A 22,993-nucleotide genomic window follows, 5' to 3' on the forward strand; every position below is an offset into this window, starting at 1 on the left:
TAAAATTCCAAAAAAATTTAAAAGGTAAATTATATCCTTAAAGATACAATTTACCTGATTTTCTTAAAAAATAATTAATTTTACGACAGCTCAAATGCTCCTGTATATAACTGATAGTACTTGCCTTTTTGTTTGATTAAATCATCATGGTTTCCTCTTTCAATAATTCTACCTTCATCTAATACCATAATTACATCTGAATTTTTAATTGTAGAAAGTCTATGAGCGATTACAAATACTGTTCTTCCCTTCATAAGCTTATCCATACCATCTTGAACTATAACTTCCGTTCTTGTATCAATGCTGGATGTTGCTTCATCAAGTATTAAAACAGGTGGATCAGCAATAGCTACTCTAGCGATTGTCAATAGTTGTCTTTGTCCTTGCGACAACTTTCCACCATCACTAGTAAGAACTGTATCATATCCCTTTGGAAGATGTTTTATAAACTGATGTGCATTAGCAAGTTTAGCTGCTGCAATTACTTCTTCATCAGTTGCATCTAGTTTTCCATATCTAATATTGTCTGCAACTGTTCCAGTGAAAAGATGTGGATCTTGAAGTACCATTCCAAGAGAACTTCTTAAATCGTCTTTTCTAATTTTGTTGATATTTATACCATCATACCTAATCTTTCCGTCTTGAATATCATAAAAACGGTTGATTAAGTTTGTAATAGTAGTTTTTCCAGCTCCTGTAGCACCTACAAAGGCTATCTTTTGACCTGGCTTTGCATAAAGCTTTATATTGTGTAATATAATTTTTTCATCATTGTAACCAAAATCAACGTCATCAAATACTACTTCACCAAGAAGCTTTGTATAAGTAACTGTATCATCTTGGTGTGGATGCTTCCATGCCCAAATTCCAGTACGCTTCTTGGATTCTACTAGTTCTCCATTTTTATTTTCTTCCGCATTTACTAAGGTTACATAACCTTCATCAGCTTCTTTCTCTTCATCAAGAAGTTTAAATATACGTTCTGCCCCTGCTAAAGCCATAATTACAAAGTTAAATTGTTGAGACATTTGGTTTATTGTTTGACTGAAGGTTCTTGTTAGCTGTAAGAAGGATGCAAGTGCTCCAAGAGTAAAACCAGCAAATGATCCAATGGCAAGAATAGAACCAACAATAGAAACTGCCACATAATTTATATATCCAATATTACCCATGATAGGCATTAAAACATTGGCATATTTATTTGCATTATTTGCACTGTTAAACAACATATCATTTAATTTATCAAAATTAATTTTTGCTTCTTCTTCATGACAAAAGACTTTTACAACCTTTTGGCCTTCCATCATTTCTTCTATATAACCATTTACTGCACCTAAATCTTTTTGTTGAAGCCCAAAATATTTTCCACTTTTACCACCAATAAACTTAGTAACGTTGACCATCAAAATTATAATTAAAATTTCAATACCTGTTAATGGTAAGCTTAAGAAAATCATAGAAATAAATACACCAATAACAGTTATAATTGCTGATAACAATTGAGGTATACCTTGGCTTATCATTTGTCTCAATGTATCTGTATCATTGGTATAAAGACTCATTAAATCTCCATGAGCATGAGTATCAAAGTATTTAATATTTAAAGTTTCCATATGAGAAAACATATCATCTCTTATCCTTTTAAGTGAACCTTGAGAAATTATAATCATCATACGGCTATATGCATATGTTGCCAAAACTCCAACATAATAAATTAATGCCATAGTAAATATCATTTTGAGTAATGGTGCAAAATCACCTCCAGATTTATTTAAAAGAGGTACTATATATTTATCTATTAGAGTTTTTATAAATAATGTACCAACAACATTGGCAATAGAACTTATAATAATAGTTGCCAGTACCATAAGAAACAAAAATTTATATTCTTTAATTACATAAGCTAACAACCTTTTTAAAGTCTTCAAGGAATTTTTACTCATCTTTGCATGTCCACGTGCACCAGGCCCTCGCATGGCTCTAGGCTTAACACTTTTACTTTGACTCATTGTCATCAGCTCCTTTCATTTGAGATTCATAAACTTCTCTATATATAGAATTACATTTTAGAAGCTCATCATGACTTCCAAACCCATCAATTTTTCCGTCATTTAATACAATAATTCTATCTGCATCTTCTACTGATGAAATACGTTGAGCAATAATAATCTTTGTAGTATCTGGTATTGTTTCTTTAAATGCCTTTCTAATAAGTGCATCAGTCTTAGTATCTACAGCGCTTGTGGAATCATCTAAAATTAGTATTTTAGGTTTCTTTAAAAGTGCTCTTGCAATACATAATCTTTGCTTTTGTCCTCCAGATACATTACTTCCACCTTGTTCAATATAAGTATCATATTTATCAGGAAATTTTTCTATAAATTCATCAGCCTGAGCCTGTCTACATGCAGTAATTAATTCTTCATCAGTAGCATTCTTATTTCCCCATCGTAAATTTTCTTTTATTGTTCCAGAAAACAACACATTTTTTTGTAATACCATGGAAACTTCGTCTCTGAGAGTTTCTATATCATATTTCTTAACATCAATTTCTCCAACTTCAACACTGCCACTTGTTGTGTCATACAATCTTGGAATAAGTTGAACTAAAGTGGATTTAGCACTTCCTGTTCCTCCAATAATACCTATAGTTTCACCTGAATTAATTTTTATATTTACATCTTCTAAAACACAATTATCTAAGCTTTTATTATATGAAAAATTAACATTTTTAAATGTAATAGATCCATCTTTCACTTCATAAATTGAATTTTTAGGATTTGCCAAATCACTTTTTTCTTCTAATACTTCTATAATTCTTTCAGCTGATGATTTTGACATAATTACCATGACAAATACCATAGAAATAATCATAAGACTCATTAATATATTAGTAGTATAAGTAAATAAACTCATTAATTCACCTGTTGTCATAGAATGTGAAACAATCATTTTTGCCCCAAGCCATGATAAAAGTAAAATACAAGTATACACTGCAAATTGCATTGCAGGAGCATTAATTATAATCAATTTTTCAGCTCTTATAAAAAGTTTATATAGGTTTTCAGAAGCTTTATAAAATTTGCCTATTTCATGTTCTTCTCTTACATAAGCCTTTACAGTACGAATTGCCGTTAAATTTTCTTGCACACTAGCATTTAAATCATCATATTTTCTAAAAACTTGCATGAAATATGGGTGTACTCTAGTCATAATAAAATACAATACAATCCCTAAAAAGATAATTGCTCCTAAAAATACTAAAGCTAATTTTGCATTGATATAAAAACTCATTCCCATAGCAAAAATCAACATAAATGGTGCTCTAACAAACATCCTTATTACCATTTGAAATGCATTTTGAACATTTGTTATATCTGTAGTTAACCTTGTTATAAGTCCAGCTGTAGAATACTTGTCTATATTAGAAAAAGAATAATTTTGTATATTATAATACATTGCTCTTCTCAAATTTCTAGCAAAACCAGTAGATGCACTAGCTGCATATTTTCCTGACAATGCACCACAAGTAAGAGATATAAATGATACTGCTAACATTACTGCTCCAACAACGCATACATATTTCATATCTCCTTTTCCTACCCCATTGTCAATAATCCATGCCATTAATAGTGGAATAATAGTCTCCATTATTGCTTCTAAAGCAACAAATATAGGAGTTAAAATTGCATCTTTTTTAAATTCTGCTACATAACTTGCTAATTTTTTTATCATATATTTTCCTCCTCTTGTTAGATTTCTAACTAATGTTACAAAAAAAATTGCACTTAATCAGCAATTTTTTTAGATAATCTGTCAAGTAAATGAATTAATATGTACATTTCATCATCACTTAACTCATCCCTCAAATATTTTTCAATTTTAATAATGGATTCATGTACTTTTTTTTGAATTTCAAGTCCTTTTTTGGTAAGTATTATCTTCTTAAGCCTTGCATCTTCAGAAACACTTACTCTTTCAACATACCCGTTTTTTTCCATCAATTGAAGTACACTAGTTACTGAAGAACGTCTAATATCAAAAACTTCTTCTATATCCTTTTGAAATACATCTCTATTTTGGGACTTATGATATACAAAACCAAGTACCATACTTTGAATACCTGTTATACCATACTTAGCAACTTCTTTATTTATTTTTCTGTTGATTCTATTAGTGAAAATATTTACTTTTCTACCTATCAATTCTTCCTTATCCATATATCATCCTTCTATCATTTTGTTAGACTTCTAACTAATTATAATTTTACCTGTAATTCTTGTCAATATAGTATATTTACTCATTATCATTATTTAATTCTCAAAAATTTGAAAGTAATCGTATAAATTTCACTTGTTCTTACCATATCTATTAATCATATTGAACATTATATATATTTATAAATAAAAGTATTGACAAACAGATTATAAAGTATTACCATGTAAACAATAACTAATTAAAGAAAATAATCCTTTGACAAGGAGTAGTAGCTATTAAGTTTAGTTACAGAGAGCTGAAGGTGGTGTGATTTCAGCACGATAACTAATAGTGAATGGACCTTAGAGGAGTAAACCGAAATTCAAAGTCATTTGAAGAGTAGTATTTACCGTTAGCCATACGTTATAATGGATAGGACATGTTAGTGTCTAAAATTCAAGTGATGTTTTTAATTAAGCATAATTTAGGTGGTACCGCGGATATCTCCGTCCTATTGTTATAGGACGGAGTTTTTATTTTATTAAAGATCTTTTTAGAACTATAACTGTGAACTATTTGCTAGCTTCCGGAGGCTTTCAAATATTAATCAGAATGTTTAAAAAACATTTAACATTAAATAATATTAGAGGAGATGTAAATTATGAAATTGAAAAAAATTATTATAAATTCTTTATTTTTAGCCATCGGAACTGTAATAGCACAAGTTATTCCACCTGTATTCTTTGGAATGAAACCTGGTACTGGATTAGTCATGTTATTTATTATAATATTGCTCAATGATGATTATAAAACATGCATTACTGCTGGAATCGTACTTGGTATACTGTCAGCAGGTACTACAACATTTCCAGGAGGACAGCTGCCAAACTTTATAGATAAAATAATAACAACAAATATTCTATTTATATTATTAAAACCACTTAGAAATAGATTAAATAGCCAGGTAACAACTATTTTAACTTCAGCTTTAGGCACAGCCATTAGTGGAACTACATTTTTATTTCTAGTTTTAATAACTGTAGGACTGCCTACAAAATTAAACCTATTACTTTTCACTGTGGTTCTTCCTGCATGTATCATAAATACTGTATTAACTTCAATTCTATATAATGCTATAAATGCAGCCTTGAAAAGAGCTGCAATCAAAGAAATTTAGTAAAGAAGGTTGAATATATGAATGAATATTATAAAGAAGCATTGGAAATCAATGATGAACTTGTTGCTAATAGACGTATGTTTCATAACTACGCTGAAACTGGATTTGAATTGCCACAAACAATATCTCTTGTAATGAAAAAGCTCACTGAATATGGTTTAAAGCCTTATCTTGTAGGAAAATCAGGAGTAAGTTGTACACTAGGTCAATCTGGTAAGACCATATTACTTCGTGCAGATATGGACGCTCTTCCCATGAAAGAAAAAACCGGGTTGGATTTTGCTGCAACTAATGGAAATTGTCATTCTTGTGGTCATGATTGCCATACTACTATGCTGCTTGGTGCTGCAAAGCTATTAAAGCAAAATGAAAATAAATTAAAGGGTACTGTTAAATTTATGTTTCAACCTGCAGAAGAATTACTTGCTGGTGCAAATGATATGATAGCTGCAGGAATACTAGAGAATCCTAAAGTAGATGCAGCAATGGGAATGCACATTAAAGTTGGTCATGAAAATTCCAATTTTGGTTCCATTACCTATGCAAAAGGTACAGCCTTATATTCAGGTGATGCTGTTCGTATTACTATAACTGGCAAAAATGCTCACGGAAGTACTCCAGAAAAAGGTGTAGATGCAATTAATATTGCAGCCCATGTGGTTATTTCGCTTCAAGAAATTATTGCAAGAGAAATACCTTGTACTGAACATGCTGTATTGATTGTTGGTAAAATACAAGGCGGGGATACTGTCAATACCTTAGCTGGCAATGCAGTAATTGAAGCTTCTATTCGTGCAACTACACAAGAAAGTCGTTCTTTTTTAAAAAAGAGAATTAAAGAAATTAGTGAAAATGTAGCTGAAACTTTTAGAGGACAGGCAATTGTAGAATTTGTATATGGTATTGGCCCTTTATATAATAATCCAACCTTTAGTGAAGAAATTGCAAGTTATTGTAAAGAAATTTGTACTGAAGAAAAAGTAAAAGAAATCCCTACTGCTTGTGGTACAGAAGATTTCACTAGTATTGCAGAACAAGTGCCCTCAGTTATGCTTAACCTTGGTGCTGGAAGTATTAAAGAAGGATATACTTACTCTATGCATAACCCTAATATGATCGTAGATGAAGAAATTTTACCATTAGGTACAGCTTTATATGCGCACTGTGCTACTAAATATCTAGAAAATAATCTATGATAATATGTTAAATTTGTCTATATAAAAATATTATCTAATTTTCAATTAATATGGAATAATTTACTGTTCAAATGAATATAAATATGTTGTATCAATCATATAAGGATGGGTTTATATGAAAATTACTAAAAAAGAGCAAATTATTAAGCTTTATAAGGAAGGTCTTAGAGTAGAGGATATAGTTAAGAAAGGATTTGGAAAAAAATACGTTAACCAGGTTCTAAAGTTTTTAAAAATTCCTGTAAAACCTAATGATAAAACCAATATAAAAGATATAAAAGAATTAGCATCACTGCTTGAAACGCTAGAGAACAAATCTGATAAAATAAACATTAGCATTAATATATCAATAAAAGTGGATGACTGTAAATAATACTGAATAAGGCAAGGGAAAATCCCCTGCCTCACTTTTTTTTAAAATAAAAAATCTTAATTTATCATTATTTAATGTTTATCCTGTTATATGAGTAAAAAGTGCTCCAAATCCATAACTGTAAGCCAATATGCACCAAGGCTTTCCAAGTATGATAATCCACATAAACTTTTTAAACGACATCTTACTTAATCCAGATAAATAACAAAAAATATCATCTGGAGCAAGAGGAACCAATAGTGTAAAGAACAATATAATAGCATATCCTTTTCCACCTTGAAACTTTCCAATATATTTTTCATATTTTTCTTCTGTTATAATCTTTTTTACAAAACTAGCTCCATATTTTCTAGCTAGCAAAAACGATATAATTGATCCTAGAGTAATACCTATATAATTAAATATAAAGCTCTTCAAGCTTCCAAATAGTGCTACACCAACTATAGATCCAAAAACACCAGGAATTACCGGGAATATAACCTGTAACAATTGAATCACTATCAAAACAATTGGTGCAAATACTCCAAATTGGCGAACATAATTTTCAAAAGCTGCTTGTGAAGAAAAATTACCTTCCATATAAACTTTTATAATAAAAATTACCAACATAATTATCATTGTTAGTACAAACACATTAACATATTTCTTTATATTTTTTAGAGATTTTGTATATTCCAAACTTTTCTTTTCCTTTCTTTCATCATATTATCATCAGCACTTATTCATGTTAAATAGCAAGCTGCATGGTATAATTATAACAATTATTATGTCATTAAACAATCCTGTTATTGGAAATAGTATCTAATAATTTGTGTACTAAATACATTGTGTCACATCGTACTTAAATTATCCAAGTATCATTAAAATCTTCTAATTTACCACAAAAAAGATGAAGCATAAAAGCCTCATCTTTTTAAGATACTACATTTTTAAATTTTAAATTTATTTACTTCATCAAGCATTTCCTTAGTCATATTACTAAGTACTTGTGATGATGCTGCTACTTCTTCTGTAGTAGCATTCATTTCTTGTGATGATGCTGAAATTTCCTCAGAAGTTGCTGAAACTTCAAGTGAAACTGAAGACACATCATTTACCCTATTTAAAATAGTATTTTTATCATTGTCTATACCTTCAGCAGAATTTTTAACTACTTCAATTTTAGGAATTACTTCACTTACTGCTTCTATAATATTTTTGAAGGACACTATTGAACTTTCTATGATCTTAACTTGATTTATTAATTCACCATCCATATCACTAGAATCTTTAACTATAGTATCAGTATTTTGGGATATTTCACTAATCAATTTGCTAATATCTTCTGCTGACACTTGAGATTGTTCTGCAAGCTTTCTTATTTCATCTGCAACAACTGCAAATCCCTTCCCTGATTCTCCTGCTCTTGCAGCTTCAATAGCTGCATTTAATGCCAATAAATTTGTTTGTTCTGCAATACTGTTTATTATATTTATAATCTCATTTATTTCATTTATACTTTTTCCAAGCCCCACAATTTTACCATTAAAAGTTTTAAATGAATTACTCACCTTTGATACAGATTGATTTAATCCATTCATTTCTGTACTACTTTCTTTTGCCATTAAACTAATTTCTCTGGACTTTGAGTCCACATCCTGTACTTCATTAACCATTCTGGACAATTTGTTACTAAAATCATTAAGAATATCTGTTACATTTATTAAATCCTGAGACTGAGAACTTGTTCCTTTTGCGATTTCATCTATTGCTTCTGCAACACTTTGTGATGAACTAGCTATTTCTTCCGAAACAGAAGATAAATTTTCTGACTGCATATTAATATTTGCAGAATTTTCTTTTATTCTATTAATCATTGATCTTAATGATTCCTGCATTACTTTCATTGAATTACTCATGTCTCCAACTTCATCTTTCATTTGCAGATATCTAGTAGGAACTTCTTCACTTAAATTTCCTTCTGCCAATAAATCCAAATATTTTGAAGTTGATTTTATTCCTCTTGATATACTATTAGCAATAATATAAATCATTACAGCTCCAATTAATATGAACAATATAGAAAATGCTATAACAGAAATTCTTAAACTAGTAAGCTCAGAGAGTATTTCTCCTTTTTCCACTATAACTCCAACAGACCATTCAGTTCCTTTAACTGGAGCATAACCCATGTATTTATATATTCCTTCATAAGAATATTCACCTATTCCCGTTTCTCCTGCTCCCATTTTCTTTTCAATTTCAGCTAATGGCTGAAGTTTACTGTCCTTTTTTGCTGCTTCTATTGGATTATACATTTTAAGGACTAAATCTTTATTATTACTAGCAATATTTGTACCATCCTTTTTCATCATAAATGCATAACCTGTTTTTCCAAATTTCACTGCATTAGTTATGTCACTCAAACGATTTCCATCTCTCGTTTCAATTAATACTCCTACAACTTCATTATTGTTTTTAATAGGAACTGCATATACAACTACTACATCTCCACCAGTCTTACTTACAAACGGATCTGATACATTGCTTTTATCAGATACAGCTTTTTGAAAATAATCTCTCTCTTTAACATTAACAATTGTTCCATCAGGTTTTGTTATGTTTCCATTTTTATCTACAGCCTCTAGCCTGACACTCCCTATTCTTTTACCTTCTTCTGTAAGAATCTGAATTTTATTTTGCCATGAATTATTAGTGTCTCTTATTTCAGATCTTGCTGCAATGGCTGCTAATACATTCAGCTGCCCTTCAAGTTTACTTTGAACATTATTTGCTGTTTGTTCTGCTATTTTAGGAAGTGTTTTACCCAAATTTGTATTTAATGCCTTTGATGAATTTATAAACGAAATCACACCTAATCCTATACATATAATACATATTAGCAAACCTGAAAACACTATCATTTTTGATTTAATACTCTTCATAATATCCCTCAATTCAATTAAAATACTTACCGTTAAACCAATCACATACATTATAATAATTTTTTAACAATAATTCTAATAGAAATTTCTATATGTATTAATAGTTTTCTTCTATAGAAATTGTATGTATTAGCATAATACTACAATTTTAATTTTTCTGAAAAATATACAAATATTAAATCTTCTAATGAAATTTTAGCTTAAATACCGTTTTATATTCTTTACAACTTTCAATAGTTAAACTTCCTCCATGCTTTTGAACTATTCTATTTGCAATAGAAAGTCCAAGCCCCGTACCACCTTTTGTATATCTTGACTTATCACCTCTTACAAAGGGTTCAAATATATTTTCCTTTAAACCTTCGTCAATACCAATTCCATCATCTGCAATTATCAGTTGTATTTCGTAGTTATCACAAGTTAACTCTATTTTTGCTTTTGTTCCAATTTTATTGTACTTCAATACATTGGATATGATATTTGAAATTGCTCTTTCCATCTCTACCTTATCAAATTCATACATGATTTCATTCTCTGGTAAGTTTATCTCAATTTCAAAACCTTTTTCCTCAAATTCATTATAATATTCAGATACTATTTGGCGTATAAACTCACAAAAATCCCAATTTTCTTTGTTTATTAAAAATCCACTATTATCAAGCTTTGTAAATTCATGAAGATTTTCAATTAAAGAAACTGTTCTTTTAGATTTATTATATATTGTATTTAAATATTGCTTAATTTTTTCATCATCCATTACCACATCATCTCTAAGTGCCTTTGAATAACCCATAATAGAAGTTAGCGGAGTCTTCAAATCATGAGATATATCTGATAAAAGCTGCTGCTTTAATCCTTCCATCCTATTTCTTTCTGCCTTTGAAGTTTCAATTTTTTCAGCCATAAAATTAAAAGCATCTCTTATTTCTGCAAATTCATTTTCTGCATTAAAATTAATTCTTGTGGAATAATCCTCCTCAGTCATTCTTTTTATACCCTGTAATATTTTCTTTAGCGGCATAACCACTTTTTTAGTAGTTAAGTAAGCATATAAAAATACAGAGGTTATTAAAAACACTATAATTATAAGTATAGCTACCAATATGTAGATTGCAGCCTTTTCAATATATTTATCTGGTGAAGGAGCTATATCCACATTTAATTTCACAATTCCAGGAGGTACTTTAACAATACAATAAAATTTTTGTCCATTGTTATTAAATGATGCAACAGAATAAAAATAAGAAGTATCACTTTTCAAATTATTATACGCTAAGTCCATAAAATGTAAGAGCTCATCTTCCGTATAGCTTGCTGCTTTATCTTTTTTACTTCCTATAACATAAATAACTTTTTTATTTGAATCAAGTATTTCAACCCATCCTTTAGATGCAATAATTTTTGATGCATCAATTTTCCTATAATCACTTTTTACTATTTTTGATGCCATAAAAAATTTCTGTGTATCTTTTACATACTCTTCTGATGAAACCATCTTTCCTATAGTAAGAATTACAAAACCTATACTGCCTAATAATATAAGTAACATTAAAAACATAAAGACAATATAGTTCTTAAACATAGTAATATACAATCTTTTAAATTTTTTTCTTAACTTATTTAAAAACATTAATAATACCTTCCATGCATAAATTACTTTTTATACTCAAATTTATATCCAAGTCCCCTTATTGTCTTTAAATACAATGGATTTTTAGAGTCTTCTTCAATTTTATCCCGAAGCTTACTAATATGAACCATTATTGTATTGTCATCACCATAAAAAGGCTCATTCCAAATACATTCAAAAATTTGCTTTTTAGTAAAAACCTTTTTGGGATTACCCATTAAAAGCAATAACAGCTTATACTCTGTAGATGTAATTGGTACTTGCCTACTTCCTTTGTAAAGGGTGCAGGAATCCGTATAAAGTTTCAACTCTCCTATAGTGATAGTTTCTACGATTTCTTCTTCACTATTATCAAATTCCAAACATCTCCTAAGCTGGGCCTTTACCCTTGCTAATACCTCCAGTGGATCACATGGTTTAGTTATGTAGTCATCTGCACCAAGTTCAAGTCCTAATATTTTATCACTAATTTCACTTTTAGCAGACATTACAATAACAGGAATTTTATATTTCTCTCTTATTTTTTTTATAAGGGCATAGCCGTCCATATTAGGCATCATTATATCAATTATTGCAATATCAATTGTATTATCTTTTAAAACATCCAGTGCTGAAAATCCATCATCAGCACCAAACACTTCATAATAATCCTTCTCAAAATACAGCCTTAATAGTTCTATTATTTCCTGTTCATCATCAGCAATTAAAACCTTTTTCATAAATACAAACTTTCCTTTCCTTAAACACATTTAAAATTATAAATATTAAATATTCATTCTACATTTTCTATAACTTCTGTATGAATAAAATACATATATAGTAACTAACACAATACCTCCAATCATAAAACTGGAATTGATATTTACCAAATCACTTGCACCACTATTTCTTTTCAAACCACCTATAAAAACAATAAGATTGTTGCAAGCATGAAGTGCAATTGAAGGTATTAATGATTTATACTTATAGGCAAGAATGGCACAGCTTATTCCTAAAAGTAAAAGCATAGGATTAATGTTTAAGTGCATAAAGAAAAATATAATTGAAGAAAATATAATGGATTTACCCATTCCATACTTATTATACAATCTACCCATTAATATTCCCCTAAAAATAAACTCTTCTACTATGGGTGCAATGATGACAGATGAGATAAAGCTTATAACTATCATAAACATTGTATCTATTTTAGGTGATTTATTGGATAAATTTGAACTTATACTGTTTAACATAGCTGGATTTATACAATTAACTAAAGACAATATTAATAAGATAAATCCTGCACCACCTAAATAAGTTATTATTAAACTTACAGGAACTTCTAATATAAACTTACTTTTTAGTGGCCTTCTTATAAAATTACTAATACTTATGCCATTTTCTCTCATAAATTTTAGTACTATTAAAAACCATATTATTGTAATTACAGCTGAAATAATTTCAATATAACCATCTGTCATATGAATTTTTAAAACCTTTGAACACACTATCATTAATATTATTCCTACTGTAAGTATACAAAGCATTTTTATAAATAAATATCTTGTTTTAGTTTCTTTAAGTAATTCAAAATTCATAGTTTTTCTTTAGTAATGGCATGTGTACAAAGTACAATCCACACTAAAATCCACTTCCTTCCTTCTTTTATATTTAATCACTAAATTCTTTATTGCCCTATAATTTTTTTACTCCAGTTTGCCTTTATAAAGTAAGCGCTCATAACTATTCCTAGCACAAAGCATCCAATTCCAGCTATAAACCCTAATGAATTAAAACTGCTTAAAGTGATGTTTTCCTTGCTTCCATTGGTGTCTATTAAGAAGGATATAGCTTGTACAAAAGAAACCATAAAATTATTAATAATGTGAATTGCTATAGTAGCAAATATATTTCTGGTTTTTAAATATATTAACGACATACATACACCAAAAATAATTGCAGACAATATTCCAAGTTCATAATGAATCATTCCAAATAAAATAGAAGATACTATTATTGCTTTTTTAACTCCAATTTTCATTTTTAACCTGTTAAGTATAATTCCTCTAAATGTAAGTTCTTCCACAATTGGTGCTATAAATGATGCTGCAATTCCATTAATAATTATGCTGTACAAGGTATTTGAGTCACTTTTATTCAATTCTTCTAAAAGCCCATTCATAAATGAAGGTGATATACTTTTTAAAGCATAAATTGCAATTATAACAAATCCTATGGTTATAGTAATGTTTATTATAATACTAAATATTATATCTTTAATATTTAAATCTGTTTTTAAATCATTTATTCCATTTTTAACATCATAACTTACTTTTCTTAATTTTAGCATAAACCACGCTAAAACTCCTAAATTACATAATAATATAAATAAATTTTCGTCTAATATTCCTGTAGATTTAACAAAACTTAATTCAGAAATTATACAAAAGAAAATTACTACAGAAACATAAATAAACATCACTTTTCTTATTTTCGTACTTTCAAAAAAATTGTTCATATTCTTTACATCCTACCTTTAAATTTATTTTTTATATATTTAAATTTAAAGGTATATACTTTCATGCCTCTTAACCAAACCTTAAAATTTCCTTAATCTTTAAAACAAACAAAAAGATGAAGTCTTAAATTACACTTCATCTTAAATTACATTTTATATTTACTTACACAGTACTTTATTAAAAAAATAAGCCTCAGACTGGATTTCCATTTTCATAAAGAATCCAGCCTGAAGCTTTAATTTTAAGTTACCCAAAAATATTTTTTATTTAATGATTAAATATCAAGTGCAGCATGATATCCTTGATATACTGCAGTTATTATAGTAGAAGCTTTTACACAATCTCCAATTTGTGCTACATAAGGCGCACAATCAACTAATTCTTCTACTACATTTCTTCTTGCTTTCTGTCCAAGTGCACATATTACTGTAGTACCTGGAACAAGCTGTTCTTCACCAGCTTTATCAGCACACATAACACCTTTTTCTGTTACTCTTAATCCCTTATATTCTGTATGAACATGAATATTGTTCTTTTCTATTTCAGATAATAAAATTGGTCGATGTCTTATATTTGCATCTGGAGCAAGTTCTGATCTCATTTCTACTAAATGTACATTCTTACCTTCTCGTGCAAGATGTATTGCTGCTTCACAGCCTGCAAGACCTCCTCCAAGTACTACTACTTCATTGCTTACCTTGTCCTTCTCCTTATAATAGTCATTTACAACTACTACGTTATCACCTTTCAAACCTGGAATTGGAGGTACAAGCGGTTCAGAACCAACTGCAATAATTAGTGCATCAACATTTTCCTTTTCTACATACTCTTTTGTAACAGCTGTATTTAATCGAATTTCAACACCTGCATCTTTTGCTAATTTTCCAAGGGTAACGCCTAATTCATACATCTCATACTTAAATGGAATTGCTTGTTCTCCCTTAAGTATTCCACCTAACTCATTAGACTTTTCACAAAGAATTACCTTATGTCCACGTTTTGCAGCTGTAATAGCAGCTTTAAGTCCACCTGGTCCGCCACCTGCTACTAAAACTTTACGAGGAGTTGCTGAAGGAATAATTTCTGTTCCACCTAATTCACGTCCAATTAATGGGTTAACTGTACAACGTCTTGTAGATGTCATAGCACGTTCTGCCATACATGTAAAACATCTTAAACATTTCACAATGTCCTCATCTTTATTTGCCATAACCTTTCTTGGAAGTTCATGATCAGCTAAAAGTGCACGAGCCATTTCAACTACATCTGCCTTACCACTAGCTATGATTTCTTCCATCTGAGCTGGATCATTTAATCCACCAAGTGTTGCAACTGGCACACTTACATGTTTTTTAATTTCTGCTGCAAGATAAACATTACAACCATGTGGTACAAACATAGATGGATGTGTTATCCCAAATCCTCTTTGGTAAGTTCCTGCAGATACATGAAGTAAATCTACTCTTGATTCTATTAATTTAGCAATTTCAACACCTCCATCAAGATCATAGCCACCTTCAAATAATTCAGAACCACTCATTCTAAACTCTATTGGGAAACCAGGTCCAACTGCTTTACGGACACTATCAAGAACTTCTTGTGCAAAACGTACTCTATTCTCTAAAGAACCACCATACTTATCTGTTCTATGATTAAAATAAGGAGACAAGAACTGATTAATCAACCATCCATGTCCACCATGGATCATGATCATTTCAAAGCCTGCTCTTTTAGCTAACCCAGCACAATTTCCATAAGCTGCTACTATGTCATCTATAAGCTCTTGAGTAAGTTCTTTTACTTCACGACCATCTGGACGAACTCCAGCACTTGGTCCCCATTGAGCAAGTCCTTGCTTTTTATTCTTGTCAGTTAAATAAGTTCCAGCATATTGTCCTGAATGGGATAATTCTACACTGGCAATTGCACCATGACGACGAATAGCATCTGCAGTATATGTAAAGCTTGCAAGTGAACCTACTGTTTGCAAATCCAGATGAAACATATGAGAACCTTCTGTTTCTGGATGTACCACACATTCGCTGACAGTGACTGAAGCAGCACCACCCTTAGCTCTTAATTCATAAAAAGCTGTAGATGCAGGCCCAATAGTGCAGTCAGCTGTAATATCTGTTCCCCCCATAGGAGCAGAAAACATTCTGTTTCTAAAATTAACATTCCCAATTTTAATTGGTTTACATAAGTTTGGATACTTTCTTTCCATGATTTTACTCCCCTTATTAATTTATTTTTCAAGAATTATTTTTTGTTGAATAATTGATTATATGTTAATATTATCATCCAGTACTAAACATGTCAATTCTTATATGTTTAAATTTATATATTTGCACTTATATAATTATGAAAACCATGTTATAATGTTATATGCAAAATAGGAAGGTGGATTTTTATGAGAACTCTTAAATATGCAATTTTAGGATTAGTAAATAGAAAACCTATAACTGGTTATGATATAGGAAAGGAATTTAATTTTCAATTAGCTGAGTTTTGGAATGCAAGACACAGCCAAATATATCCAGAATTAAAAAAATTAGTGGATGAAAAACTTTTAGTTTATGCCATTGAAGTTAGCGGAGACGTATTAGAAAAAAAAGTTTATACTATTACAGAAAAAGGTAAAAAAGAATTTTTGAAATGGCTTAATAAGGATGAACCTATGGAGCAGACACCTAAAAATATTTTCCGACTTAGAATGTATTTTTCAAGCAATTTAGATGTAAATACCAGAATAAGTTTGTTGGAACACCAATTACTCCAACACCATGAAAGGCTTTCATTTTTATACTCTCAAAAGGAACGGTATGATATTGTTCCACCTGTTGATAGTGATGATTTTGGAGATTTTATTGTTCTAGATGGGGCTATTATACGAGAAGAATCTACTATTAAATGGTTGGAAAATTGTATCAATTATTGTAAAAATAGAAATGAAGTATAGTTAAATTATCATACACTTTAACTGACTTTTACCAAAAATGCATTACCTTTACAATTATTAATGGTAGTGCATGCTTATTATTATTTAAAATAATACTTTAATCTTATGTCCATGTTACATCTACAGCTTTCCTTGGTACAGTTCTCAAATATTTAACATCTGGATACCCTATTATCATACATGCTGCAATTTCTGTTCCCTTTTTTATTCCAAGTAAATCATTAATTTCTTTATTGTCCTTTGCAGCCATTAAGAAAAATCCACTAAATAGTGTTCCAAGTCCTAATGCATCTGTTACAAGTTCCATATTAGAAGCTGCTAAAGCTCCATTAAATGGTAACCTTGCTGTAACTATTATTACTAAAGGTGCATTAAAAAATAGACTGTCATTTTGTTTAGGATCTTTTTTATAAGCATCATACATATTTAGCCACATTATTGCATATCTTTTGAACATTATATTATCAGAATTTAAATTATCTAAAATATTTTGACCTTTATTTTTTAAACCTTCAAATACTAATTCTTTAAGTTCTTCAATTTTTTCTCTAACAACTATATAAGACACATCCTGCATATTACTTGCTGTTTGCGTAAATCTACCTGCTTCTATAATTTTATTTATTTTCTCCATTTCAACTTCTTTATCTTTAAATTGCCTTACAGTCCTTCTAAACTTAATAAAATTTAATAAATTATCTGGATCTATTAAAAATTCTTCTTTAGTAAATTCCTTTACTTCCTTCATATCATATTCATCTGTTGATACAGCATTTTTAGGACATATAGCTATACAATGTCCACACTTTATACAAGTTTTATTATTAATTTTAGCCTTTCCATTAACCATTTCAATATCTCTTATAAAACAATCTTTAATACATTCACCACAACCTATACATTTTTCTGTATTAACATTCATCATATAATTATCCTCCCCTTAATTCGCTTATATGTTCCATATATAACCTATATTATTTTTTCTATGTTATGATTATATCACTTTATATTAAATTGTGCCCAATTGTTTATATTTTTATATAATGTAAATCTAACTAATTGAGCGCAATCGTCATTTTTAAATAAGCTATATCCTAAGATTCCCTCAATCTTTCTTTTTTTCTTATACCATAATACAATTCCAAAAAATTACATTTAAAAACATTTCATAAAAAATAATGTTGTATAAAAAAATAGCTATTACTTTAAGTTAACGCAATAGCCATTTTACATACATAATTATTTTCTACAAACTTTTTACATGTCAAACTTTTAAGATAATAATTTTTTTATTCCACCCATTAAAGTAAACACTTTCTTAGAACACATGTCCATTTTTTCAAGACATTGTTCTGCCAACTTTATGTCCCCTCTCTCATATGCAATAACAGCCTCTTTTGCTGCATCATGCAATTCTATATGAGGTTTTTCTAATTCTATAAAAGCTTTATTATCTCTAAACTTATCACACCCTATACCATAATACCACTTTCCAAGCCTACATCCCTTATAGTCTCCTACAACATTAATATTTACTTTTTCATTACCAAGAAACATATTATATACTTTCCATCTCCAAAGTAAGTGATCAGTTTCATAAACATTTATCATATCACAATCTGTTAAACAAAATCTATCTTCAATCATGTCTAATCTAATGGAATCTATCTTTTTACTTAAGTCATATATAGTTTTTCCCATTCCAACACAACCGTTATCTATATAATCAGCATGTTGTGATAATTCCATAATACTGCTAGTAAAGGATTGAGTCACTGCAGTTTGTTCTTCTGTATTTGCTGTAACCTGATCAACTGTTTCATTAACAGTATCTATGGAATGGTCAATTAAGTTAATTGAATCCAATGAATTATTAACTAATTGTTTACCTGAATCCAATTGTTTAGATGTTTGTTCAATTTTATTAACCGATGAATCTATATCATTTTGTAGAGCGGAAACATTGTTTTGTATATCTAAAACCGAATTTGTAGTGTGTTCAGCAAGTTTTTTAACTTCGTTTGCAACAACAGCAAAGCCTTTACCATGCTCCCCTGCTCTTGCTGCTTCAATGGAAGCATTTAATGCCAATAAACCTGTTTGATCTGCAATACCTTTTACAATATCAATTATTTCATTTATCTTATGAGTTTTTTCTTTAACCATTTGCATTTTATTATTTATAATCTCAATATCCTCAAATGACTTTTTTACAAATTCAATAGATTCAGATACACTTGATACCCCCGCTTCAGATACTTGTTTTGTATCACTTGAGTATTGTGACATTTTCTGAGACATATTAGAAACTTCCTCAATAGATGCTGCTAATTCTTCACTATTTGCTGACATGGAATGTAATGCTTCCGTTTGTGTATCAACACTTTTAATAATATCCCTAACAGAATCCATTCTAGTTACCTTTTGTAGTAAATCATTTACTTCAAGAACTGATTTTCTCCTTGAACTACATAATACATCTATAACCTCATTCCATTTGTCTACTACATCACTGCATTTTACATCATCTAAAGTTAATTTTCTTGGTTTTCCCTGTATTACATCAGAAAATAGCTTTATAAGTACATCCTTATGAATGTACTCTGCATTACTTAAATATTCACTTTTTTTCTCTTCTGTGTTTTTTAATAATTTTTTAAACAAAAATAGTCCCCCTAACTTTTATTTAATATTGTTTAATATATAAAATTCAATGTACTAACCTTTAAATTTTACATGTTTGCACTAACTTGCATAATTTTATTCATTCTTCACCAAGAACAAATTATAACATATTTAATTAACATTTGTCATATATTTGCTGTAATTTGTAGAAAAAAGTTTTATTTGTCAATTCTTGTTCAAAAAATCTTAAGTCAACTTTTTTACATTATTTTTAAACATTACTATCATTCTCTGGTATAATGTATTTGTATGTTTAGAAGGGATGATGTGCATGTTTAAAATTGCAGTTTGTGATGATGAAATACTTCAAAGGCTTGACATTATAAATAAACTGAAAAGCGCATTAGAAAATATGGATTTTGTTTTTGAAGTTGAAGAATTTACTAGTGGTGAAGAACTACTTTCTTGCAAAAGTTATTTTGATATTATTTTTCTAGATGTAAAAATGCATAAGCTTTCAGGAATAGATGTAGCTAAAAAACTAAGAGAAAATAAAAATAATTCCAAAATCATTTTTATAACATCCTTTAAAGAATATGTATTTCAAGCTTTTGATGTATCAGCATTTCATTATCTAATGAAACCTGTATCTAAAGAAAAGATATTAAAAGTTACAAATAAAGTTTTAAGATCATTTAATAAAGAAAAAAATGACGATTTGTATATAGTAATTACAAAAAGCAGACGAGCCATTAAAGTATTATTAAATAGTATATACTTCTTCGAAATGCAAAATAGAATTGTAATTATACATACAACTAATGGAAGTATAGAATATTATGATAAAATTTCAAATATAGAAGAAAAAATTCCAAGTAGTGATTTTTTTAGATGTCACAGAAGCTATATAGTTAATTTAAAATATGTAATGAAGTTTGATAAATCAACCATAACACTTGATAATAATGAAAAGATACTGCTATCTCAAAGTAGATATGATGACTTTTCAAAAGCATTTCTAATTTATTTAAAAAAAGGTCAGGTGTAAATATGTTCGATATTACTATAATAGAAAAACTAGTTGGAATTATAAATTCTACAGCAAATGTTATCATGCTTTACATATTATTCAAGAGATTTTTAGGCTTTAAAATAAATAAGTTATACATAATTTTAACAATGGCTGTAACCGTAAACGTACCTTCGCTTACTGCAAGGATGTTAAATATAGACGGAATTTATGAATGGATACTTATATCAATATATGCCTTTATTTTATCCCTAATTTTTTGTAAGGGAACATATTTCAAAAAATTTATATCAATAATAATTTACACTTGTCTTGGAGAACTTGTTCAATATACAACAATACCCTTAATTTATGTATCCTCCTATATTAATATAGGAAATTCACCTTATAAAACTAATCTTATAAGAATGTTAATAAATCAATCATCTGTAATTTGTTCAACTTTGCTTTTTATTTTTATAATAAATTTTATAACAAAACATTTTTTTTCATATGAAGCTTCTGGTACCATAAAATATGGATTGCTTTTTACTATTCCCAATATATTTATAGTAATTATACTATGTGAATATTTTAAGATTTACTACATTACTAATGGTACAGGATTTAATTCTTTATTTGGTAATATTAAAATGATAGTTTTATCTTCCATGGCTCTAATTTGCTCATTATCTATTATAATAATTTTAGATAAACTTCTTAAAGAAAATAAACTTAATGAAAAAGAATTGTTATTAAAACATCAATTTGATATACAATCAAAACATTATAAAAACTTACAAAAACAGTTTGAAAATACGAAAGTATTTAGACATGATTTAAATAATCATTTAATTTGCATTAAAAATCTAATGGATAATAATGATATAAAAAGTGCAGAAAAGTACCTTAAAAAAATCACCAAGTCTGTAGAATGCCTTAATTTAAAAGTAAATACAGGAAACCCCTTTGCTGACGCCGTTATAAGTGAAAAGTACAATATTTGCATAAACAAGAATATAGAATTTAAATGCAATGTAAAAATACCAAATAACTCTAAAATTGATCCATTTGATTTGTGTGTATTGCTTGCAAATGCTTTAGACAATGCAATAGAAGCCTGTGATAAAATTACACAAAAAAATATATTAAAATTTATACACATAAGAAGCATATTAAATAAATCGTTTATTATATTTGAAATAAAAAATAGTATTGTAGGATATTTAAGTGAAAATAAACTTAACACAAGTAAAGATGATGCTTCAAATCACGGTTTAGGACTTTTAAGTATTAAAAATACTGCAAATAAATACTTAGGCACTACTTATATTGAAATTAGTAAAAATTTATTTACTTTAAACATTATGCTGCAAATTTAACAATTTTTATAATGCATATTAAAATCAACCATAAATGTACCATTCACTACAATTAAACATATTATTTACAACACTAACGTTATTTCCCCTATTTTCCTACCGATACTATCTATAGGTGTACTTTTAAGTATATGCCTAAATTAAATATCTAATTAAGGAAAGGAAGTTATTCATATGAAAATTAGTGGAGTATCTAATGTAATTAATAAGAATACAGCAAGTGCACTATTAAATAAGAGTAATACCACTAACAAACAAAATAGTCCTTTTGAAAAGCAAAAATCACAAATTCAAAAGCAAATAAATGATGTTGAAAAGAGTAATATCTCTAAAGAAGAAAAAGCTTCAAAAATAAAAGAACTTGAAAAAAGTTTGCAAGACATTGAAGAAAAAGAAATGGCAGAAAAAGCTCAAAAAGTACTACAAAACTCTGATGTGGAAAATATTAAACCTAAAAAGGAATCAGAAAATAGTGAAAAAACTAAAGTTGAAAACGATGAAGGCAATCAAGTACTAAATAAAGATGTTATGTATGGTTTGACTTCAGCTTCATCTCATATGAAAATTGGTAAAGTTGCGTATGCAGTATACAAGGATGCAATGCTTAGAGGTAAAATGGATGTAGCACAAAGGGCATTGTCCTATACTTCAAATGAACTTAAAGAGTCAAGAAAAAGTACAAAACTGGTTGCAAAAGCCATTAATGAATATAAGAAACAGCTTGAAAAGATTAAAAAGAATGATCGTTCAACTGATAATAAAGACAATATCTCAATTGATACTATAAAAGAAGCTTCAACTGATACTAAAAAAGAAGTTTCAACTAACATTAACATAAAAAAAACTGACGTTGTAACTGACTCAAATAAGCCAGTGAATACTAATGCTAACAATAAGAATTCTTAGTTTCTTAAATATTTTATTATAATTTAATCATAAAAATTTTTTACTAATATTATAATAACAGCTGTTCATACAATGTTATTTTTGAATTTTATATATCTATAAAAATACTTGTGGCAA

General features: G+C 28.7%; 19 protein-coding genes and 1 other annotated feature. Of the genes, 7 read left to right on the top strand and 12 right to left on the bottom strand.

What is annotated here, in order from left to right; genetic code table 11:
* Positions 1 to 80: 80 nt before the first annotated feature.
* The 3 genes from Ccar_RS08710 to Ccar_RS08720 are packed head-to-tail and all read right to left on the bottom strand — an operon-like array spanning position 81 to position 4,220.
* Positions 81 to 2,009 carry an ABC transporter ATP-binding protein gene (locus Ccar_RS08710; protein ID WP_007059023.1) on the bottom strand — a complete coding sequence of 643 codons (1,929 nt, stop codon included), beginning with the start codon at positions 2,007 to 2,009 and terminating at the stop codon, positions 81 to 83.
* Positions 1,996 to 3,735, bottom strand: coding sequence for an ABC transporter ATP-binding protein (locus tag Ccar_RS08715; RefSeq protein ID WP_007059022.1), 1,740 nt, complete (start codon positions 3,733 to 3,735; stop codon positions 1,996 to 1,998). Before Ccar_RS08715 ends, Ccar_RS08710 begins: the two co-directional genes overlap by 14 nt.
* Before the next feature lie 53 nt (positions 3,736 to 3,788).
* Positions 3,789 to 4,220 carry a MarR family winged helix-turn-helix transcriptional regulator gene (locus Ccar_RS08720; protein ID WP_007064664.1) on the bottom strand — a complete coding sequence of 144 codons (432 nt, stop codon included), beginning with the start codon at positions 4,218 to 4,220 and terminating at the stop codon, positions 3,789 to 3,791.
* A gap of 244 nt (positions 4,221 to 4,464) precedes the next feature.
* Positions 4,465 to 4,714: a binding site (T-box leader), on the top strand.
* A gap of 144 nt (positions 4,715 to 4,858) precedes the next feature.
* Between Ccar_RS08720 and Ccar_RS08725 the strand changes: the two genes are divergently transcribed.
* The 3 genes from Ccar_RS08725 to Ccar_RS08735 all read left to right on the top strand — a co-directional run bounded on the left by Ccar_RS08725 (position 4,859) and on the right by Ccar_RS08735 (position 6,943).
* Positions 4,859 to 5,374, top strand: coding sequence for a tryptophan transporter (locus tag Ccar_RS08725; RefSeq protein ID WP_007062956.1), 516 nt, complete (start codon positions 4,859 to 4,861; stop codon positions 5,372 to 5,374).
* 17 nt (positions 5,375 to 5,391) lie between these two features.
* Positions 5,392 to 6,570 carry a M20 metallopeptidase family protein gene (locus Ccar_RS08730; RefSeq protein WP_007062955.1) on the top strand — a complete coding sequence of 393 codons (1,179 nt, stop codon included), beginning with the start codon at positions 5,392 to 5,394 and terminating at the stop codon, positions 6,568 to 6,570.
* 115 nt (positions 6,571 to 6,685) lie between these two features.
* Positions 6,686 to 6,943: a hypothetical protein gene (locus tag Ccar_RS08735; RefSeq protein WP_007062954.1), complete on the top strand. Its 258-nt coding sequence runs from the start codon at positions 6,686 to 6,688 to the stop codon at positions 6,941 to 6,943.
* Positions 6,944 to 7,021: 78 nt separating this feature from the next.
* On the opposite strand, the gene Ccar_RS08740 is transcribed toward Ccar_RS08735, so the two are convergent.
* From Ccar_RS08740 to Ccar_RS08770, 7 genes are all read right to left on the bottom strand, one after another.
* Entirely contained in the window at positions 7,022 to 7,621 is a 600-nt protein-coding gene (locus Ccar_RS08740; protein WP_007062953.1) for a TVP38/TMEM64 family protein, read from the bottom strand.
* Between the two features lie 251 nt (positions 7,622 to 7,872).
* Positions 7,873 to 9,867 carry a methyl-accepting chemotaxis protein gene (locus Ccar_RS08745; protein ID WP_007062952.1) on the bottom strand — a complete coding sequence of 665 codons (1,995 nt, stop codon included), beginning with the start codon at positions 9,865 to 9,867 and terminating at the stop codon, positions 7,873 to 7,875.
* Positions 9,868 to 10,051: 184 nt separating this feature from the next.
* Positions 10,052 to 11,497, bottom strand: a complete 1,446-nt coding sequence (locus Ccar_RS08750; protein WP_007064661.1) for a HAMP domain-containing sensor histidine kinase — start codon at positions 11,495 to 11,497, stop codon at positions 10,052 to 10,054.
* A gap of 23 nt (positions 11,498 to 11,520) precedes the next feature.
* A complete protein-coding gene (locus Ccar_RS08755; RefSeq protein ID WP_007062949.1) occupies positions 11,521 to 12,216 on the bottom strand; it encodes a response regulator transcription factor in 696 nt (231 codons plus the stop codon).
* A gap of 45 nt (positions 12,217 to 12,261) precedes the next feature.
* The gene (locus Ccar_RS08760; RefSeq protein ID WP_007062948.1) at positions 12,262 to 13,074 is read right to left on the bottom strand and encodes a CPBP family intramembrane glutamic endopeptidase; all 813 of its coding nucleotides are present in this window, start codon (positions 13,072 to 13,074) and stop codon (positions 12,262 to 12,264) included.
* 89 nt (positions 13,075 to 13,163) lie between these two features.
* On the bottom strand, positions 13,164 to 13,994 hold the full coding sequence (locus tag Ccar_RS08765; protein WP_007062947.1) for a CPBP family intramembrane glutamic endopeptidase: 831 nt from the start codon (positions 13,992 to 13,994) through the stop codon (positions 13,164 to 13,166).
* Between the two features lie 275 nt (positions 13,995 to 14,269).
* Positions 14,270 to 16,219 (bottom strand): oxidoreductase, encoded by a 1,950-nt coding sequence (locus Ccar_RS08770; protein WP_007062946.1) that lies wholly within the window; start codon positions 16,217 to 16,219, stop codon positions 14,270 to 14,272.
* A 186-nt stretch (positions 16,220 to 16,405) separates the two neighbouring features.
* On the opposite strand from Ccar_RS08770, the gene Ccar_RS08775 reads away from it, so the two are divergent.
* A complete protein-coding gene (locus Ccar_RS08775; protein WP_007062945.1) occupies positions 16,406 to 16,954 on the top strand; it encodes a PadR family transcriptional regulator in 549 nt (182 codons plus the stop codon).
* A 103-nt stretch (positions 16,955 to 17,057) separates the two neighbouring features.
* On the opposite strand, the gene Ccar_RS08780 is transcribed toward Ccar_RS08775, so the two are convergent.
* Positions 17,058 to 17,879, bottom strand: coding sequence for a nitroreductase family protein (locus Ccar_RS08780; RefSeq protein ID WP_007062944.1), 822 nt, complete (start codon positions 17,877 to 17,879; stop codon positions 17,058 to 17,060).
* Between the two features lie 347 nt (positions 17,880 to 18,226).
* Positions 18,227 to 19,618: a methyl-accepting chemotaxis protein gene (locus Ccar_RS08785; protein WP_007064659.1), complete on the bottom strand. Its 1,392-nt coding sequence runs from the start codon at positions 19,616 to 19,618 to the stop codon at positions 18,227 to 18,229.
* Positions 19,619 to 19,910: 292 nt separating this feature from the next.
* On the opposite strand from Ccar_RS08785, the gene Ccar_RS08790 reads away from it, so the two are divergent.
* The 3 genes from Ccar_RS08790 (at position 19,911) to Ccar_RS08800 (ending at position 22,876) form a co-directional block, all read left to right on the top strand.
* Entirely contained in the window at positions 19,911 to 20,627 is a 717-nt protein-coding gene (locus tag Ccar_RS08790) for a LytR/AlgR family response regulator transcription factor (protein ID WP_007062941.1), read from the top strand.
* 2 nt (positions 20,628 to 20,629) lie between these two features.
* Complete coding sequence (locus Ccar_RS08795; RefSeq protein WP_048030031.1) at positions 20,630 to 21,970, top strand: sensor histidine kinase; 1,341 nt, start codon at positions 20,630 to 20,632, stop codon at positions 21,968 to 21,970.
* Positions 21,971 to 22,144: 174 nt separating this feature from the next.
* Entirely contained in the window at positions 22,145 to 22,876 is a 732-nt protein-coding gene (locus Ccar_RS08800) for a hypothetical protein (protein WP_007062938.1), read from the top strand.
* Positions 22,877 to 22,993 lie beyond the last annotated feature (117 nt).

This window comes from Clostridium carboxidivorans P7 (assembly GCF_001038625.1).
Lineage (GTDB): Bacteria > Bacillota > Clostridia > Clostridiales > Clostridiaceae > Clostridium_AM > Clostridium_AM carboxidivorans.

Coding starts and splice junctions, on each gene's coding strand:
- Ccar_RS08795 (WP_048030031.1), top strand. CDS start 20,630: ATGTTCGATATTACTATAATAGAAAAACTAGTTGGAATTATAAATTCT.
- Ccar_RS08745 (WP_007062952.1), bottom strand. CDS start 9,867: ATGAAGAGTATTAAATCAAAAATGATAGTGTTTTCAGGTTTGCTAATA.
- Ccar_RS08735 (WP_007062954.1), top strand. CDS start 6,686: ATGAAAATTACTAAAAAAGAGCAAATTATTAAGCTTTATAAGGAAGGT.
- Ccar_RS08730 (WP_007062955.1), top strand. CDS start 5,392: ATGAATGAATATTATAAAGAAGCATTGGAAATCAATGATGAACTTGTT.
- Ccar_RS08800 (WP_007062938.1), top strand. CDS start 22,145: ATGAAAATTAGTGGAGTATCTAATGTAATTAATAAGAATACAGCAAGT.
- Ccar_RS08755 (WP_007062949.1), bottom strand. CDS start 12,216: ATGAAAAAGGTTTTAATTGCTGATGATGAACAGGAAATAATAGAACTA.
- Ccar_RS08770 (WP_007062946.1), bottom strand. CDS start 16,219: ATGGAAAGAAAGTATCCAAACTTATGTAAACCAATTAAAATTGGGAAT.
- Ccar_RS08780 (WP_007062944.1), bottom strand. CDS start 17,879: ATGATGAATGTTAATACAGAAAAATGTATAGGTTGTGGTGAATGTATT.
- Ccar_RS08715 (WP_007059022.1), bottom strand. CDS start 3,735: ATGATAAAAAAATTAGCAAGTTATGTAGCAGAATTTAAAAAAGATGCA.
- Ccar_RS08750 (WP_007064661.1), bottom strand. CDS start 11,497: ATGTTTTTAAATAAGTTAAGAAAAAAATTTAAAAGATTGTATATTACT.
- Ccar_RS08790 (WP_007062941.1), top strand. CDS start 19,911: ATGTTTAAAATTGCAGTTTGTGATGATGAAATACTTCAAAGGCTTGAC.
- Ccar_RS08765 (WP_007062947.1), bottom strand. CDS start 13,994: ATGAACAATTTTTTTGAAAGTACGAAAATAAGAAAAGTGATGTTTATT.
- Ccar_RS08775 (WP_007062945.1), top strand. CDS start 16,406: ATGAGAACTCTTAAATATGCAATTTTAGGATTAGTAAATAGAAAACCT.
- Ccar_RS08710 (WP_007059023.1), bottom strand. CDS start 2,009: ATGAGTCAAAGTAAAAGTGTTAAGCCTAGAGCCATGCGAGGGCCTGGT.
- Ccar_RS08720 (WP_007064664.1), bottom strand. CDS start 4,220: ATGGATAAGGAAGAATTGATAGGTAGAAAAGTAAATATTTTCACTAAT.
- Ccar_RS08760 (WP_007062948.1), bottom strand. CDS start 13,074: ATGAATTTTGAATTACTTAAAGAAACTAAAACAAGATATTTATTTATA.
- Ccar_RS08725 (WP_007062956.1), top strand. CDS start 4,859: ATGAAATTGAAAAAAATTATTATAAATTCTTTATTTTTAGCCATCGGA.